We start from the raw sequence: 15337 nt of genomic DNA on the forward strand, positions 1-15337 counted from the left end.
TAAAAAAATTGACAAAAAATAAATTATTAAAACAAAATAATTTAGACAAAAATATTCAAAAACAAAAAATTAACATAAAATTTATATATTTTGGAATTTATAATGATTATACATGATAAATATATGGAGGAAAAATTAATGATTGAAATTCGTTTTCATGGAAGAGGCGGACAAGGTGCTGTTACTGCTGCTGAAATTTTAGCAAAAGCAGCATTTAAAGACGGCAAATATTCCCAAGCTTTTCCATTTTTTGGAGTTGAACGTAGAGGAGCTCCCGTTATGGCTTTCACAAGAATTGATGATAAGCCAATTGATTTAAGATATCAAGTCTATAATCCAGACTACGTATTAGTTTTAGATGATGGATTATTGAATGTAGTAGATGTATTTTCAGGAATCAAAGACAATACTGAAGTAACCATTAACACTACTGAGTTTGAAGGCAGTGGAGAACACGAGGTATACAGTATTGACGCTACTGGAATTGCATTAGACATGTTAGGACGTAACATTGTAAATACTATTATTTTAGGATATTTCGCTAAGAAAACCCAAGCTGTGACTATTGATTCACTCCTTGAAGTGATTAAAGAAACATTCCCTGGAAAAGTAGGAGAGCTAAACGTGGAAGCTACTAAAAAAGCTTATGATATGGGATAAAAAGGGTGATTATATGGTAAGTATAGGATGTGTAATTAAAAACCCAGGTAATAGTAGAAATAATAAAACCGGAAGCTGGAGAACATTCAAACCTGTTTTAGATAAAGAAAAATGTATTGATTGTGATAATTGTATTATATTTTGTCCAGATTCCAGTGTGAACAAACAACATGATATTGATTACGATTACTGTAAAGGATGCGGAATTTGTGCAAACGAATGTCCTTCCGATGCAATCGAAATGGTAAAAGAATAAAGAGAGTGATGAAATGGTAAAAGAAGTAATGACCTCAAATAAAGCAGTTGCAGAAGCTGTAAGACTGGCTAAACCGCAAGTTATTCCTGTTTATCCAATTACTCCACAAACTACAATCTCAGAATACTTAGCACAATATGTTGCTGATGAAAAAATTGATGCTAAATATGTAAAAGTAGAATCTGAACACAGTGCTATAAGTGCTGCTGTTGGAGCAAGTGGTGCTGGAGTAAGAGTATTTACAGCAACATCTTCACAAGGATTAATGTTAATGCACGAAATTTTATATGCTGCAGCAGGTATGAGAGTACCTATTGTTTTGGCAGATGCAAACAGAGCAATTTCTGCACCATTAAACATTTGGAATGACCAACAAGATTCAATTGCACAAAGAGATGCAGGATGGTTGCAAATTTATGTTGAAAATGCACAAGAAGCATTAGATACAACTTTAATGGCTTATAAAGTTTCTGAAAACCCTAATGTGTTACTTCCATCAATGGTATGTTTAGATGGATTTATTTTAACACACACAGTTGAACCTGTTGAAATTCCAGATCAAGAAAGTGTAGATAAGTTCTTACCTCCATATGTTCCAGAACATGCTTTCCTTGATCCAAAGCAACCAATGTCAATCGGTAACTTTGCTGATCCGCAATATTATACCGAAGCTAGACATGACATGGAAGTTGCAATGAACAATTCCATGGAAGTAATCCAAAAAACTTGTGATGAATTTGCAGAAATTTTCGGAAGAAAATATGGACTTGTTGAACCATACAAAACCGAAGATGCAGAAATCATATTCGTTGCAATGGGATCACTTTGTAGTACTATTAGAGTAATGGTTGATGAATTAAGAGAAAAAGGAGAAAAAGTAGGTTTACTTAAAATTAGAGCTTACAGACCATTCCCTGTTGATGCAATCAACGAAGCAGTAAAAGATTGTGAAAAAATCGCTGTTATTGATAAAAACTTCTCATTTGGAATTGGTGGAGCACTTTATGCAGACATGAAAGTTAAAATCGACAAAGAAATCTATGGATTCATTGCAGGTTTAGGTGGAAGAGATATTACACCGGAATACATCATTGAAGCATATGAAAAAACCAAAAATCCAGAAAATGATGTTACATGGATTGGACTTAAGGAGGAATAGATATGGATATACCTGATAAAGATTTATTGGCACCAGGACACAGAGGCTGTGCTGGTTGTGGAGCATCTATTGCTGTAAAATTAGCTCTTAATGCATTAGGCGAAAACACTGTAGCTATTTCTGCTACCGGTTGTCTTGAAGTTATGACCACCCCATACCCAGAATCTTCCTGGGAAGTTCCATTCATACACGTTGCATTTGAAAACTCAGGAGCAGTAGCATCCGGTGTGGAAAGTGCATTAAGAATTCAAGGAAAAGATGATGTTAATGTAGTTGCTTTCGGTGGTGACGGAGGAACTGTAGATATTGGTTTACAATCCTTATCTGGAGCTATGGAAAGAGGACACAACATGCTTTACATTTGTTACGATAACGAAGCATACATGAACACTGGTATTCAAAGAAGTGGAGCAACACCATACGGTGCAAGCACTACTACTTCACCAAACGGAGTTGCAAGTTTCGGAGAAGACAAACCTAAGAAAAACATGCCAATGATTATGGCAGCTCATGGAATTCCTTATGTGGCTACAGCATCAATCGCATACCCTGAAGATTATGTTAACAAAGTTAAAAAAGCTGCAGAAACTAAAGGAGCAGCATATATCCATTTACAACAACCTTGTACTACTGGTTGGGGATTCCCTTCAGAAAAAACAATTGAAATGGGTAGATTAGCTGTTGAAACTGGATCTTGGATTTTATATGAAATCGTTGATGGTAAATTTGAGATTACTTACAGGCCTGAAGAAAGAAAACCTGTAAAAGAATACTTAGCACCACAAAAAAGATTCAAACACCTAGATGAAGAGCACATTGAAAAAATACAAAAATACGTTGACGCAGAGTGTAAAGAATTAGGATTATAGGAGGAAGACAATGGAAAGTATTGTTGTAAACAACAATTTATGTGACGGATGTCTCAATTGTGAAAACATGTGTGCATCAGTCCATACTGCTAATAGAATAAAAATAATCGAACATGATTCTTCCTTTTATTCCATTGTATGTCAACATTGTGAAAGCGCACCATGTATCAAAATTTGTCCAACTGATGCAATCACAGATGAAAAAGTAGATACTGAAAAATGTATTGGCTGTGGATTATGTGTAATGGTTTGTCCATTTGGTGCAATGACTTTCCAAGCAAAAGTTGCTGAGAAATGTGACCTCTGTGCTGATAGAGAAGAAGGACCTGCATGTATTAAAGCATGTACAAAAAGAGCTATTACTGTTGCTGATCCTGAAAAAATCCGCCGTAAAAACCAAGAAAAATATCTTGCTAAAATGGCCGGATTATATGAGCCTGACAGCAATAAAGGTGGCTTTGTCCATGTCATAACAAGTCAAGCAAGAGCAAGACTTGTTTTAGATGAATAATAAAGAATTATGTATAAATCAGGAAACTGTACGGAATGTACAACCTGTGGAAGTTGTCAACAAACACCAAATGTTGACACTCCTATTTTATTTTGTATGAACTGCCAACCATCAGATGCACCATGTTTAATAGCATGTAAACAAGATGCTATTGAAGTTTTAGGCGGTGCCATAACCATTAATAGTGAAAAATGCACATTATGCAGAGAATGTGTGGAAGTTTGCCCTATGGGCATTATCAAAATATAAATATTTTAAAATCAAAAAATAAGATTAATTAATTTTATAAAGGTTATATTTTGATTACTAAAGATACTATTAGAGATACTGTTTATGAACTTTACAAGAAGGCCGTTATTGTCCTTGGTGATGATGTTAAAAAATCACTTGAGGATGCGCTTGACATAGAGGAACATGAACTTGCAAGATTAAATATTGAAGCGATCTTAAAAAATATCGAACTTGCTGAGGAAAAAGGAATTCCAATGTGTCAGGATACAGGTTTGCCTGTTGTTTTTGTCAAATTAGGCAATGTTGAAGTTGAAAATTTACGTGAAGGAATCGAAGAGGGAATTGAAAAGGCAACAAAAGAAGTTCCGATTAGGCCAAATATTGTAGATCCCCTAACACGCGAAAACACTAACATTAACGTTGGAGATTGCATTCCTCCAATAGATATTGAATTAATTGATGAAGATTACCTTGAAATCACAATTTTACCGAAAGGATTTGGTTCTGAAAACAATAACGCAATGAAAATGGCCCTTCCTGCTGAAGGAATTGAAGGCATAAAAGAGTTTGTAGTCGAATCTGTCTTAAAAGCAAAAGGAAAACCATGCCCACCAACCGTTGTGGGTGTAGGAATTGGAGGAACCTCAGATTTATGTTTGAAACTTGGTAAAAAAGCGTTGCTTGGAAAAGTTGGAGAAAGAAACCCTGACCCTGAAATAGCAAAACTTGAAGAAGAAATATTGAATGAAATTAACGCTTCAGGAATTGGACCAATGGGACTTGGCGGGAAAACAACAACTTTAGATGTGAAAATCTTAAAAGCACATACCCATACTGCAGGCCTTCCGATTGGCGTTTGCATACAATGTTGGGCCGATAGGCATGCGACAACTAAAATATATGATAATTAGATTGATTTAATCTATTTTTTCTCTTTTTATCTGAAGCTACGTGGAGTAGTTGGTCTTGGAATATTCTCATGGAATTCAATGGCTACATCCATCATTTCAACAGAAATATCTCCCATCCTCTCAAATGCCTTGATAACCCTGAATAAATATATGAAATAATTGGACCTCTCTTTTTCATCAAAAGAATTTTCTGCCATCTGTTCTGCAATTATGTTGATGGATTTGGCTTGAAGAATATGAATGGACTCTTCCAACTCCATTAAATCATCTTTTAAATTAGTTTCGCCATTGATGAACGCCAGCATTGATATACGAATCATTTTTTGAGAAACATCATACATCTTCTTTAATTTCTTTAAGATATTATCATCTATTTCATAGACATCATTAATTACAAATTTTGCAATATGGCCGCAATAATCTCCAATACGTTCCAAATCATAGGCAACTTCATTATAAAGGAGTGATTTTGAAATTTCTGAATGTTGGTCTATGCTGACAATAGTCTCAACTGAGGTTCTGATTTTTTCAACCATATTATTAGTTACATAGTCCATTTCCAAAGCCTTATTGGCTTTATCTTCATCGAATTCTAAAACTGCTTCAAAAGAGGCTTCAAGCTGTGAATGGACATGCCTTGCCATATTGGCCAGCATATCATTAATTAAAACATTTCCAGTGCTGTTCTTAGTAGTCACATAATCGCTTAATGACTGTGCAATCTCTTCATAGCTTTTTAAATCAATCATATAAGCTCTTTTGACAGTCCCTTCTTTAACAAGAGGCTGCAATAATTGAGTAACATAACGACGAGTAATTCCTAACTTCTCTGCAATTTCGTCCTGTGTAGAAGGATTTTCATATAAAATCAAATCTAAAATGTCCTTTAATGTTTTATCTTTTTTACTCATATTGCTCACTATTTTTTATAATCATCCAATAAGTCATTTGATTCGAAATGAATATTTCCTGATGATTCATTTATTCCTGTCTGAGATTTTTCATCATTTATGTGACTTTTAAATTTAACACTTGACTCATAATTTTTATTAGGTCTGGACTTATTACCCTCAATGTGATGATTAACAGGACTCTTTTGTTCATAATCACTATCGGAACGATTTACCTTTTTAATATTTTTATTTGTTGAAGCCTGTTCCTGTTTAATAACATCAAATTCATTTTCAAATCTTCTGGCTGAAATAAATATATTGCATATTACTAAAAATAGCAATATAAAAGCAATTACTGCTATCGGGAAATCAAAATATAAAAATACCGCATCATAAATATCTGTGATTCTATTTTCAACATCAACGAAACCACGTGCCAAAAAGATTAAACCAACAAAAGCAATGATTATCCCATCTGATTTTTTAACTATGTCCGGCTTTATAACTAAAGGATAAACACTCATTACCAACAAAGCCAACCCTAAAAGTCTGTATAAATTATTATCTGCAAGACTCTGAAGAGATAAAAAGACATTCAAGAAAGTATATGGCAATAAACCCCATTCAGACAATAAAGCCAAAATTAAAAGTAATTGAATTAAAGCGATTACAATAAGTGGAAATGCATATGCGATTTCCCATTCAAAATTTGTACTGAATTTTGCCTGACCAACAGGCTTTTCCAATGCTTCAGTAAGCATATTATATAACATAGATGAAATTACTGAACCTATAACTGTACCTGCAACTCCCATGATGGAAGTCAACAACGCAACAAATGCTGAAATAAATCCTACCAATACAATTTTTTTATAATTCAAAATTTCACCAATGACTCTTTTTAATTAAAATTAAATTATATTACCTAATAATATTTATTTTTAACCCTTTTAAAAAAATGATATAATTAATAAAAAAAATAGTTTGAAAGCCTTAGGGGGGATTCGAACCCCCGACTTCTACCTTACCAAGGTAGCGCTCTACCACCTGAGCCACTAAGGCAAGAAATCAACTAAAAATAATAAGATAGTGCATGGGAAGGGATTCGAACCCTCGAAGGCCTATGCCAAAGGATCTTAAGTCCTTCCCCTTTGGCCGCTCGGGCACCCATGCATATAATAGTAATTTGTATTAACCCAATATATAAATGTTTTGGTAATTCGTATAAAATTGGCAAAATCAGACTAATCCATTATTAAATGAATATAACCATAATGAAAGCGAAGTTAATACTAAAATCACGATTAACCAAACAACAAGAAGTAATTTTTTTAAGTCAAATTCTCCTTTAGTAATATATTTCTCATCAGGCATGTCGCTTGATCTTTTATTGGTATTCTTATAATACTCATCATTTCTTAAATAATTATAGAACATCCTTGTTATAAAATAGAATATTACAAATAAGAACAACCCTATAATTGGAAGCAATCCTCCTTTTAAAAACATCACGGAGACTGATGAGAATAAAAGACAAAGAAATATGAGAAATAATGCAGATAAAATCAATGAAATGCATTTGTTAAAAATCATAAATTCACCTATAAAATTATATGGAATTCATAATTATTAAAACTTTAGGTGCACCTAACAATTTTTCATTTAAAAAAATATATAAACATTAAGATAGTTAAATATTAATTAATATTTTTAAAAAACAAAGATGGTGTATTAATTGAAAGTAGATATGGAAGAGTGTGGAGTTTGTGAAGATTGTATTGATGTATGCTTAGAAGAGGCCATTGTAAGAAAAGCATATACAATCATCATTGATGAGACAAAATGCAATAATTGCGGTGAATGTGTTGATGTTTGCCCAGTTGGAGCTTTATATGAAGAATAGGTTTGAACATGAAATTAAAATTTACATTACTTGATTATATTATCATAATTTTAGTAATATGTGCAATCATATTTGCTTTTATCCATATTACAACTGATGATTCGAATGACCTACAAAAAACTGCTTTTGATGAATCAACAGTGAATAAAATACCTGATACTTACCTTAAATACTATAAAGATGGATATATCGTTACCGCCAATGTTGAAGGGTTTAATTCAACAACAGGAAATAGAACAACTTTAAACGGTACTGTTATCTGGGAAGACGACGATGGGGGAAACGATGTTAAACTCCTTATAGAATCAAACAACAAAACTTATTTAGTCGGATTATATAGAAACGTTCCAGATGCAGACATATACATTGATCATATCAGCCTAGAGTGCAATGGAGAAAAATACGATAATCTATGTGAAATAACATTGAAACCAAGAGAAATTTCATCATTAAGCGAATTAACAGATAAAATGCCGGATAATGTTGATTATGAACTCTCAACAACAATATCATTAGATTCACTTAATGCAAAAGATGTTCAAGAGATAAAAAATAAAATTAAAAGTGATGACAAGAGAACTTCCATAAAAACTGCTACAACAGATATGGAAAATCAGTTAATAATTACAAAAGCTACAAAAGATAATCTTAAAGATGCTGATTCTGTTTTAGGCAATATTAATGCAGTTACTAACGAAATCACAATCAGAATTTATGATTGTGATGACAATCAACTAAATGAAATATCCAAAAACTTTGAAGTTGAAAAAATCAGAAAATTTTAAGTTGTGTAGTCTATGAGCATAATTTACTCAAGTTTAGCTTCCATTATAAATAAAATTAGTGATGAAATTCATGAATCATTTTTATTTACATTTATTTTCTCTATTTTGGAATTTATTGAAAATCAATGGGTGAATAGCTATTTCAAAAGATTTTATCCAAGTGAAACTTTTTTAAGCTTTCTAAATAAAAATCTGATTTTAAAAAATCACATTTTCAACCCATTAATTGTTCTTTTGTTATTTGCATTATTCTTACTGTTGTCATTAAACGCTCCCTCTACAAGCTTGGTCATTACATTAATTATAGCATTTCTTGGATTTTTTATAGGATCTGCAATATTGCCAGAATATTTCCTGAACAATGACATGAAAATTATTCAATTTGAAAGAAAAGATATTTATTCTATTGGATTCTGCTTAACATTATTGAGCATAGTTTTCTTCTTCATAAGCATAGCTTCTGTTGGAGGAATTCCTCTTTTAAAGCCATCAATTAGGTATTTATTGAAACCTATACTGACAATGCCCGTATTTTTAATAATACCCGGTACCTGTTTAATAGCCAGCGCATATCTAAAAGATTTTCAAGATGCAAAAATCACTCGTTCACATGCAAGATTCAGATTCCTATTTTTACTAATTATTGACTGTGCATTTTTATTGCTTTTAGGTTATAGGACACCACTACTTGCAGCATTTCTCATCATAATTATCATGGGTTTCTATGGAAATATTGTTTCACTATGGGAAGTTGTAATTGGTGCTTTAATTGGTATAGGTGCAATAATAGGAATTGGTTATTTTCGCTCACTTGGAGAGATGACAATAACTTCATCAACCAGCCCCATATACACATTGCAATCTAGAGCAGATTTTACATTGCATGTATTAAACTTACTTGATTTCCTTGGAGGGAACTTTGGACTGACACACGGACATCTTTTAGCCAGTTCCATTCCTGGAAGCGATTTGGGGCCAAGAATGATGGTTGGGAAGTTGATTGCCTGGAGAAGCGAAGTTACAATAACTCCTACACTTATCGGCCAGATGGTAGTAGATTTCGGAAAGGTCGGCGTATTAATTGAGATGTGTCTTTTAGGATTCATTTTAGGCATTGGCTTTAAAATAATGCAGAAATCTAAAAATTATTTTTATATTGGAATTTACTCCCTAATTTTAACATACACAATTTTGGGTGTTGAAACTGGGATTTTAGATATTCAAGTTTTATTATACTTCATAATAGCTATTTTTATTTATTCTTTAATCCTTGTAAAATCAAGAAATTAATCTAATTTTTTAAAAAAAGTATTACTGAAAATAACAAATAATACTAATATGTATTACTTTAATAACCTTTATATATATATACTAAATTAAAATATTAAATGTCAAGCCAAAAATAGGATTTATTAACCATTATAATTAATAAAACTCCCAATTTACTTGATATTTCTAAAAATAACTAGAAAAAATAGAATTTAGTAATACTCAGTATATAAACTAATACCAAAAAAGTATTACTCAAATATAAATGGAGGAATGTAATTGCATATACCTGACGGATTTATACCTATTGCACAATGTTTAGTATACTATGTGATTTTAATCGTTGCATTATACTTCTCAGTGAAATGGGCAAGATCCAACTTAGATGAAAAACGTATACCTCTTTTAGCAGTCCTCGCTGCCGGTATCTTTGCAATCATGTCCATGAACATGCCAATTCCATTTGGTACCAGTGGACACATGGTTGGTGGAGCATTAGTAGCTATTGTATTCTTAGCTCCAGAAGCTGCCGTAATAGTATTTACAGTGGTTTTACTCATCCAAGCATTAATCTTTGGTGATGGAGGAATTACTGCTTTAGGAGCAAATGTATTGAATATGGCAATAATCGGAGGATGTGTCGGATTATACACCTTTAAATTCCTTGAAGGAATTGTTGGAAAATACCCTGCAGCCGGTATCGCAGCATGGTTAGCAACTGTAATTGCAGCATTAGCATGTGCTATTGAAATGGCAATCGCTGGAACTTTCCCAGCAAATGTAGGTATTCCATCAATGGTATTATACCACTTCTTCATTGGAATAATCGAAGCAGTATTAACCGTAATCGTTCTTGCTGCATTAGACAAATTCAGACCTGATTTACTTGCCTGGAATAATGAAAAAGTCGAACAAATTGAAGGAGATGCATAAAATGGATAAAAAAGATACATATTTAATTGTTGTAGCAGTAGTCATTTGTATCATCATTTGTTGTCTTTCACCATATATTGCATCTGGCGATCCGGACGGACTTGAAAAATCTGCAGAAGATTCTGGACTTGCAGAGGATTTCGCTATTGAAGAAATTAATGGAATTCCTGATGCAATCTTCCCAGACTATGCATTTGCAGATGATCCTGATAACCAAGGTTTACAAATCGTTGCGCTGGTAATAGGTGCACTTGCAACCTTAGGATTAGGATATGCTGTTGCTGAAATCGTAAAACGCAGATAGAAATTAATTATTTAATTTCTATTTTTCTTTTTTTTAAAAAAAAATAATTGAAAAATGATAAAATCGGAATAAGGAAATAATAATATATTACTAATTTTTAATATTATACTAGGAATTGACATGGTAGACATAACACAAATAATTAGATTTGATGATTTAGCTTCAATGGATAGTCCAATTCATAACTTGGAAGGAAGAATAAAATTAATCTCAACAATTTTTATTATCGTAGTTTGTGTTGTCTCACAGGAACTTTTTATACCAATAATGCTGGAGATAATGTTATTGGTTATCTTAAAAATAGCTAAATTATCATATATTGATTCATTTAAGCGTTTATTAATGTTGCTTCCATTTGGTGGAGCAGTTATCATATTTCAACCATTTATCCAACCCGGAAATATTATCTGGAGTTATTCATGGTTGCACATTACCGATGTTGGCCTAAATTGGGGAATTTTATTATTCACCCGTATGATTGTCTGTCTAACTGCAATCATCATATACTCATCAACAACACCCCTACAGGAAATGGCAAGTTCCTTTAGAAAATTAAAAATGCCAAGAGATTTAGCAATGATTTTATCAATCATGGTGAGATTCTTATTCTTATTCGTTGATGAACTTGCAGCAATCAGAAAATCCCAAAAATCAAGAAATTTTACTATCCATGGAAACACAACCCCCTATAAATGGAGGGTAAAACAAGTAGGCTACACTATAGGAATGATGTTTTTAAAAGCATATGAACAAGGGGAGAGAGTTCATAAAAGTATGGTAAGTAGAGGATTCTCAGATGCGTCTGAAATGTTTAATGAGAAAAAATCCCCTGAAAAAAGCGATTATATTTATTTATTCACAATCATAATAATTGTTATTATACTGGAAATCATATTATTTAAATATGGCGGACAATTAGGTTATATTGGACAAAATTTAGGAATTAATTAGGTGAAAAAATGGAGAATATTCATTTAGAAACAAAAAATTTATCTTATACATACCACGATGGTACTCAAGCTTTAAAAAATGTTAATATCAAAATTAAAAAAGGAGAAAAAATAGCTATTATGGGACCTAATGGTGCAGGTAAATCTACTTTATTTTCCCATTTTAATGGTTTAAATGAGCCTACCTCAGGACACGTTGAAATTGATGGTGAAAAAATCATATTTGAACGTGAAGAACTACTTAAAGTAAGACAAAAAGTAGGTATTGTATTCCAAGATCCAAATGACCAACTATTCGCACCAACCGTTAAAGAGGACGTTGCCTTTGGACCGATGAATTTAGGTCTTGACTATGATGAGGTTGAAAGAAGAATCAAAGAATCACTGGAAATGGTGGGCATGTCCGGATTTGAAGAAAAAACTCCTCACCATTTAAGTGGAGGTCAGCAAAAAAGAGTGGCCATTGCCGGAATTATTGCTATGAGACCTGACATAATGATACTTGATGAACCAACAGCCGGTCTCGACCCTGAAGGTGTTGACAAAGTATTGAATATATTGAATAATCTCAATGAAGAAGGAATGAGCATTGTTATCTCATCACACGACATAGAGATGGTCAATCAATTTGCAGACAAAATATTCGTTTTATATCAGGGCGAAATAATAGCTGAAGGAGATAAGCATCAAATATTTTCCGATAAAGAATTGTTAAAGAAAGCTCACCTAAAAGCGCCGGTAACAACTGAAATATTACATAAATTAAAACAAAACGGATTAGACGTTGATACTGAAAAAATAGATATTGACGAAGCGGTTGAAGAAATATTAAAAGCTAAAAATAATTAATTTGTAGCTTTTCTATTTTTAATTTTATTTTTAAGTTTATTGATAAACTCAAACTCCTGATCTAATTCTGGAGAGTTAGCAAAACCACAGTTAGGGCAATGAATACTATTGCACCCGTGCTTTCCACAACTAGAACATCCCCGGTTTTCCAATTTGTTTTCATCAAATTCAAAACCGCACATTCTACATTTCATAAAATAACACCGTTAATAAAATTAGTTTAAAAAAAATAAATGAAAAAATTGAAGTTATTCTACTTCAATGTTTTCAGCTTCTTCTTTACGAAGACAAACATCATATCCTTTTACAGACATTTCAATAGGATCTCCTAAAGTAGCAACTTTCTTAACAGTAATTTTTGCTCCTTTAACAAAACCCATACCCAATAAATGTCTTCTTAAGTCAACATCACCAGTATCGTGATATTTGACCAAAGTTACTGTTTCACCAGGTTTTGTATCTTTTAAGGTTTTCATAATATCACCAATCAAAATAATTTTTTAGGCATACTAAAATTCGTTAATTATAGTATGTATTACCAAGTATATAAATATTTAGTTATGACTAAAAATCTAAAAAAAATTAAAAAAAATGAGAATTAGAAAAAACTAATCATCATCTTTTTTAGGAATTTTTACACCTTTAATTCCACTTTTACTGCGCATTCTATCACTATCCAAATCCTGCTAACAGACCAACATTGTAAATCAAGAATGAAACAACATATGCAGTTATTAAAGTAATTGCACACATGGTCAATGCCCATTTGTAACTGTTGGTTTCCTGTTTGATTGCACCGATGGCTGCAAAACAAGGAGTGTAAAGCAATGTGAAAGCCATGAATGAAAATGCAGACAATGGAGTGAAAGTATCATGCACCAAACTGGTAATTCCTTCTTCATCATCCTCTTCCATACCTGCTAATGTACCGAAGGTTGCAACCACTACTTCTTTAGCGGCTAAACCTGCAATAATAGCTACGGCAGCTTGCCAGGTTCCAAATCCTAATGGAGCAAATATAGGTGCAATTACAGTACCGATCATACCTAAAAGACTCATTTGAGGGTCTGTTCCTCCCCATGGGAAGATGTTTTGCAAAATCCATAATACGATTGAACAGGCAAGAATGATAGTACCTGCTTTTCTTAAGAACCCTTTTACTTTTTCCCAGGTGTGTAATAATATACCTTTAACAGACGGCACTTTATAAGTTGGCAATTCCATTACAAATGGAGTTGATAATCCTTTAAACATTGTTCTTTTGAGGATGGCAGCAACGATAAGTGCCACAACAATACCCAGCACATAAATTAAAACTAGCATTAATCCCTGATTTTCTGTGAAAAATGCTGCTATGAAAATACCATAGATTGGCAATCTTGCAGTACAGGACATGAATGGAACAAGCATCATAGCAAGCATACGGTCCCCTTCATTTTCCATGGTTCTTGTTGCCATAATAGCAGGTACACCACAACCAAATCCTAAAATCATAGGAATGAATGCTTTTCCGTGAAGACCAACAATCTTATGCATAACTATATCTAAAGTGAATGCTGCTCTTGCAAGGTAACCACAGTCTTCTAAAATACTTAAGAACAAGAACATTAGAATAATAATCGGTAAGAAAGTAAGAACACCACCTACTCCTCCAATGATACCGTCACAGATTAATGATGATAATAAACCTTCACCAAGGAAAGTGGCTACCCATGCAGCCAATGCACCGAACGCTTCATCAATCATATCCTGGAAAGGAGCCCCAATAGTAAATGTTAATTGGAACATTACATACATGATAATAATAAATATGAATGGTGCTAAAAGTCTGTTAGTTACAATCTTATCAATTTTATCAGTTGTAGATTCTTTTTCAACAGCCGGTCTTTTAACAGCTTCAGCCATTAATCCACCAATAAATGCATATCTTGCATTAGCAATAACTTCTTCCGGCCCTTCACTATAAACATCACGAAGATGTGTGCTGACTTTGTCAACTTCAGCAAATATTTGGGAACTTTTCGGAGATCCCTGTACCTTTTCAATAACAATAGTGTCTTTTTCTAATAATTTTATTGCAGTCCAAACAGAAGGAACATCTAATAAATTAGAATCTTGTTCGATTAATGATTGCAAATCCATTAAGTGACCCTTGATATCATTACCATATGATAGTTTTTCACTGGTGTCTATTGGATTTGCAGCCGCTTTTTCAACTGCTGTTAGTAATTCCTCAAATCCATCCCCATTTTTAGCGTTTACTTCAATAACAGGGAAACCTAAAAGTTCACTCATTAAATCTATGTCAATGATGTGTTCCTTTTTCTTAGCAAAATCGTTCATGTTAAGTGCCATTACTAAATTAGCACCCAATTCCATCATTTGAACTGTTAAGTATAAATTACGTTCCAGATTAGCTGCATCAACTACATTGATAATTACATCAGAGTCATCATCTACAATGAAATCTCTTGAAACGATTTCCTCCATAGAATGAGCACTTAATGCATAATTACCAGGCAAATCGATAACATCATATTCATAGCTTCCATGTTTAAAATGACCCTCTGCTCTTTCAACAGTCTTTCCGGGCCAGTTACCCACATGTTGACGCATACCAGTTAATCGATTAAAAACTGTAGTTTTACCCACATTCGGGTTTCCTGCTAATCCTACAATTAATTCTTCCATTAACCATTTCTCCCATATATTTATATTCATAGAGAAAATATATTAAGAATTCAATCTCAATAACATCTCCACTTAAAAAAATCATTTTAGTTTATGGTTCAACCGACTTAAAATAAAAATAATTAGGTTAACCTAAACGTAATAAAAAGTTTATTTTTAATTG

General features: G+C 32.8%; 20 protein-coding genes and 2 tRNA genes. 14 read left to right on the plus strand and 8 right to left on the minus strand.

What is annotated here, in order from left to right; genetic code table 11:
* The first annotated feature begins 138 nt into the window (after positions 1-138).
* The 7 genes from ACKI3D_RS04980 to ACKI3D_RS05010 are packed head-to-tail and all read left to right on the plus strand — an operon-like array spanning position 139 to position 4597.
* Positions 139-660, plus strand: a complete 522-nt coding sequence (locus ACKI3D_RS04980) for a pyruvate ferredoxin oxidoreductase subunit gamma (RefSeq protein WP_407392643.1) — start codon at positions 139-141, stop codon at positions 658-660.
* Positions 661-673: 13 nt separating this feature from the next.
* A complete protein-coding gene (gene porD, locus ACKI3D_RS04985; RefSeq protein WP_407392644.1) occupies positions 674-916 on the plus strand; it encodes a pyruvate synthase subunit PorD in 243 nt (80 codons plus the stop codon).
* 13 nt (positions 917-929) lie between these two features.
* Positions 930-2075, plus strand: a complete 1146-nt coding sequence (gene porA, locus ACKI3D_RS04990) for a pyruvate synthase subunit PorA (RefSeq protein ID WP_407392645.1) — start codon at positions 930-932, stop codon at positions 2073-2075.
* Between the two features lie 2 nt (positions 2076-2077).
* Positions 2078-2944, plus strand: a complete 867-nt coding sequence (gene porB / locus ACKI3D_RS04995; protein WP_407392646.1) for a pyruvate synthase subunit PorB — start codon at positions 2078-2080, stop codon at positions 2942-2944.
* A 10-nt stretch (positions 2945-2954) separates the two neighbouring features.
* Positions 2955-3455, plus strand: a complete 501-nt coding sequence (locus ACKI3D_RS05000; RefSeq protein WP_407392647.1) for a 4Fe-4S dicluster domain-containing protein — start codon at positions 2955-2957, stop codon at positions 3453-3455.
* A 9-nt stretch (positions 3456-3464) separates the two neighbouring features.
* The gene (locus tag ACKI3D_RS05005) at positions 3465-3704 is read left to right on the plus strand and encodes a 4Fe-4S binding protein (RefSeq protein WP_407392648.1); all 240 of its coding nucleotides are present in this window, start codon (positions 3465-3467) and stop codon (positions 3702-3704) included.
* Positions 3705-3754: 50 nt separating this feature from the next.
* Positions 3755-4597, plus strand: a complete 843-nt coding sequence (locus ACKI3D_RS05010) for a fumarate hydratase (RefSeq protein ID WP_407392649.1) — start codon at positions 3755-3757, stop codon at positions 4595-4597.
* Positions 4598-4623: 26 nt separating this feature from the next.
* Here ACKI3D_RS05010 and ACKI3D_RS05015 read toward each other — a convergent pair whose 3' ends face one another.
* From ACKI3D_RS05015 to ACKI3D_RS05035, 5 genes are all read right to left on the minus strand, one after another.
* Positions 4624-5508 (minus strand): PhoU domain-containing protein, encoded by an 885-nt coding sequence (locus ACKI3D_RS05015; RefSeq protein WP_407392650.1) that lies wholly within the window; start codon positions 5506-5508, stop codon positions 4624-4626.
* Positions 5509-5516: 8 nt separating this feature from the next.
* Positions 5517-6371, minus strand: coding sequence for a hypothetical protein (locus tag ACKI3D_RS05020; protein ID WP_407392651.1), 855 nt, complete (start codon positions 6369-6371; stop codon positions 5517-5519).
* 108 nt (positions 6372-6479) lie between these two features.
* Positions 6480-6552 (minus strand) — tRNA-Thr (locus ACKI3D_RS05025).
* A 28-nt stretch (positions 6553-6580) separates the two neighbouring features.
* A tRNA-Leu gene (locus ACKI3D_RS05030) sits at positions 6581-6663 on the minus strand.
* Between the two features lie 66 nt (positions 6664-6729).
* Positions 6730-7083, minus strand: coding sequence for a hypothetical protein (locus ACKI3D_RS05035; RefSeq protein WP_407392652.1), 354 nt, complete (start codon positions 7081-7083; stop codon positions 6730-6732).
* Between the two features lie 142 nt (positions 7084-7225).
* Here ACKI3D_RS05035 and ACKI3D_RS05040 point away from each other — a divergent pair, with 142 nt between their 5' ends.
* The 7 genes from ACKI3D_RS05040 (at position 7226) to ACKI3D_RS05070 (ending at position 12483) form a co-directional block, all read left to right on the plus strand.
* Complete coding sequence (locus ACKI3D_RS05040) at positions 7226-7393, plus strand: 4Fe-4S binding protein (RefSeq protein ID WP_407392653.1); 168 nt, start codon at positions 7226-7228, stop codon at positions 7391-7393.
* A gap of 8 nt (positions 7394-7401) precedes the next feature.
* Positions 7402-8178, plus strand: coding sequence for an adhesin (locus ACKI3D_RS05045; protein WP_407392654.1), 777 nt, complete (start codon positions 7402-7404; stop codon positions 8176-8178).
* Between the two features lie 12 nt (positions 8179-8190).
* Complete coding sequence (locus ACKI3D_RS05050; protein WP_407392655.1) at positions 8191-9468, plus strand: oligosaccharide repeat unit polymerase family protein; 1278 nt, start codon at positions 8191-8193, stop codon at positions 9466-9468.
* Between the two features lie 258 nt (positions 9469-9726).
* Positions 9727-10380: a cobalt transporter CbiM gene (gene cbiM / locus ACKI3D_RS05055; RefSeq protein ID WP_407392656.1), complete on the plus strand. Its 654-nt coding sequence runs from the start codon at positions 9727-9729 to the stop codon at positions 10378-10380.
* A 1-nt stretch (position 10381) separates the two neighbouring features.
* The gene (locus tag ACKI3D_RS05060; protein WP_407392657.1) at positions 10382-10684 is read left to right on the plus strand and encodes a PDGLE domain-containing protein; all 303 of its coding nucleotides are present in this window, start codon (positions 10382-10384) and stop codon (positions 10682-10684) included.
* Positions 10685-10804: 120 nt separating this feature from the next.
* Entirely contained in the window at positions 10805-11635 is an 831-nt protein-coding gene (cbiQ, locus tag ACKI3D_RS05065; protein WP_407392658.1) for a cobalt ECF transporter T component CbiQ, read from the plus strand.
* Positions 11636-11643: 8 nt separating this feature from the next.
* Entirely contained in the window at positions 11644-12483 is an 840-nt protein-coding gene (locus ACKI3D_RS05070; protein ID WP_407392659.1) for an ATP-binding cassette domain-containing protein, read from the plus strand.
* On the opposite strand, the gene ACKI3D_RS05075 is transcribed toward ACKI3D_RS05070, so the two are convergent.
* From ACKI3D_RS05075 to feoB, 3 genes are all read right to left on the minus strand, one after another.
* On the minus strand, positions 12480-12677 hold the full coding sequence (locus ACKI3D_RS05075; RefSeq protein WP_407392660.1) for a hypothetical protein: 198 nt from the start codon (positions 12675-12677) through the stop codon (positions 12480-12482). The two genes, ACKI3D_RS05070 and ACKI3D_RS05075, sit on opposite strands and share 4 nt — an antisense overlap.
* A gap of 54 nt (positions 12678-12731) precedes the next feature.
* Positions 12732-12962 (minus strand): ferrous iron transport protein A, encoded by a 231-nt coding sequence (locus ACKI3D_RS05080; RefSeq protein ID WP_407392662.1) that lies wholly within the window; start codon positions 12960-12962, stop codon positions 12732-12734.
* A 193-nt stretch (positions 12963-13155) separates the two neighbouring features.
* A complete protein-coding gene (gene feoB / locus ACKI3D_RS05085) occupies positions 13156-15174 on the minus strand; it encodes a ferrous iron transport protein B (protein WP_407392661.1) in 2019 nt (672 codons plus the stop codon).
* Positions 15175-15337 lie beyond the last annotated feature (163 nt).

This window comes from Methanobrevibacter sp., assembly GCF_045586545.1.
GTDB lineage: Archaea > Methanobacteriota > Methanobacteria > Methanobacteriales > Methanobacteriaceae > Methanocatella.